Source organism: Micromonospora globispora (assembly GCF_003857015.1).
Classification (GTDB): domain Bacteria; phylum Actinomycetota; class Actinomycetes; order Mycobacteriales; family Micromonosporaceae; genus Micromonospora; species Micromonospora globispora.
Window position 1 is genome coordinate 1 of the sequence record NZ_QGGF01000493.1, and the last position, 1965, is coordinate 1965.

Sequence of the window (1965 nt, forward strand, 5' to 3'; positions counted from 1 at the left end):
GGCCGGCGAAGGCGACCAGCACCCGGCCGGCGGCCGCGGCGTCGCCGGGGCGGACCGCGCCCGGGTCCACGCCGGCGGAGACCGCGGGATGGGCCGGGTCCGGTGCGGCGGTCACGGCAGCAGGTGCGGCCGGACGTCCTCGGCGGCCGCGTCGCCGTACGACTCGGCGAGGCGCTTCACGAACAGGTCGCGGCGCACCTCGTACTCCTGGGTGCCGACGGTCTCCAGCACCAGCGTGGCGAGCAGCGAACCGACCTGGGCGGCCCGCTCCAGGCCAAGCCCCCAGGAGAGGGCGGTGAAGAAGCCGGCCCGGAAGCCGTCCCCGACGCCGGTCGGGTCGACGGCCTGGATCTCCCGGGCGATCGGAACGTGGATCGTCTCGAAATCCCGGCCGGCGATCTCCGCGCCGTCCTTGCCCAGCGTGGTGACCCGGACCTTGACCCGGTCCAGCAGCTGCGCGTCGGTGAGCCCCGCCTTGCTCTGCAGCAGGGACTTCTCGTAGTCGTTGGTCATCAGGTAATCGGCGCCGTCGATCAGGCCGAGCACGTCCTCGCCGTCCATCCGGGCGAGCTGCTGGGACGGGTCGGCGACGAAGGCGTAACCGCGCTCCCGGCACTCGGCCGAGTGCCGGATCATCGCCTCGGGGTCGTTCGCGCCGACCAGTACCAGGTCCAGACCGCCGAGCCGCTGGGCCACCGGGGCCAGCTCGATGTTGCGCGCCTCGCTCATCGCCCCGGCGTAGAAGGAGGCGATCTGGCACATGTCGGTGTCGGTGGTGCAGACGAAGCGGGCGGTGTGCGCGATCTCGCTGACGTGCACCGAGTCGCAGTCGACCCCGTGCCGCTCCAACCAGGACCGGTAGTCGGCGAAGTCGGGCCCGACCGCACCCAGCAGCACCGGGCGCAGCCCCAGCTGGGCCATGCCGAAGGCGATGTTGGCCGCCACCCCGCCTCGGCGCAGCACCAGCTCGTCCACGAGGAACGACAGCGACACCTTGTGCAGCTGGTCGGCGATGAGCTGGTCGGCGAAGCGACCGGGGAAGCTCATCAGGTGGTCGGTCGCGATCGAGCCGGTCACGGCGATCTTCATGTCAACCCTCGGGGTCGGGAGCACGGCGCGGGTCAGACTACCGGTCGGGTCCGGGCGTCGGTCGCCGGTCGGTCGACAACCGGTCGACCTACGCATACCCGGACGACACCGCCAGGACACCCGCACGCACGAAAAACGGCGGGACCACCCCGTGAGGGTGGTCCCGCCGTTTCGTCACGTCACCCGCCGGCCCGTCCGGGCCGGCCGGCTCGGCGCGGGGGTCGACTCAGCTGAAGGAGTCGCCGCAGGCGCAGGAGTTGCCGGCGTTCGGGTTGTCGATGGTGAAGCCCTGGGCGTCGATCCGGTCGGCGAAGTCGATCGTCGCGCCGGCCAGGTACGGGGCGCTCATCCGGTCGACGACGACCTCGACGCCGCCGAAGTCGGTGACGATGTCACCGTCGAGCGACCGCTCGTCGAAGAAGAGCTGGTACCGCAGGCCGGAGCAGCCGCCCGGCTGCACGGCGACGCGGAGCCGCAGGTCGTCGCGGCCCTCCTGCTCGATCAGGGCCTTGACCTTCTGCGCCGCGACGTCGGTGAGGACGACGGAAGTAGGGGCCTGGGCCTCGGTCGACTCGGTCTGCGCTGGCGTGGTCACGTGGAAATCTCCCTGCGCGGTATGGGTCCGGACGCACTGGCCAACGTCGCTCGTCGCCCAGTGATTCCCGGTGTGGTCCAGATCCGATCGTACGCCGCCCTGGCCGGACTCACCCGGGTGGCGTGACCGGTACGGCGTGACCGGCGCCGCAGGCCAGCGGCGGGTTCACCGGCTCCACTGCCGGGCCAGCCGGGCGCCCAGCGCCCGCAGCCCCTCGGCGGGGCGGCCCATCGCCGCCTCCAGCCCGCCCTGCTCCTCGCCGCCGAAGTGCTCCACCAGGC

2 protein-coding genes are annotated in these 1965 nt (G+C 72.5%); both read right to left on the minus strand.

What is annotated here, in order from left to right:
• Window positions 1-111 precede the first annotated feature (111 nt).
• A complete protein-coding gene (locus DKL51_RS26425; protein ID WP_124812620.1) occupies window positions 112-1089 on the minus strand; it encodes a carbohydrate kinase family protein in 978 nt (325 codons plus the stop codon).
• Window positions 1090-1315: 226 nt separating this feature from the next.
• Window positions 1316-1684, minus strand: a complete 369-nt coding sequence (erpA, locus tag DKL51_RS26430; protein ID WP_109944882.1) for an iron-sulfur cluster insertion protein ErpA — start codon at window positions 1682-1684, stop codon at window positions 1316-1318.
• Between the last annotated feature and the right edge of the window lie 281 nt (window positions 1685-1965).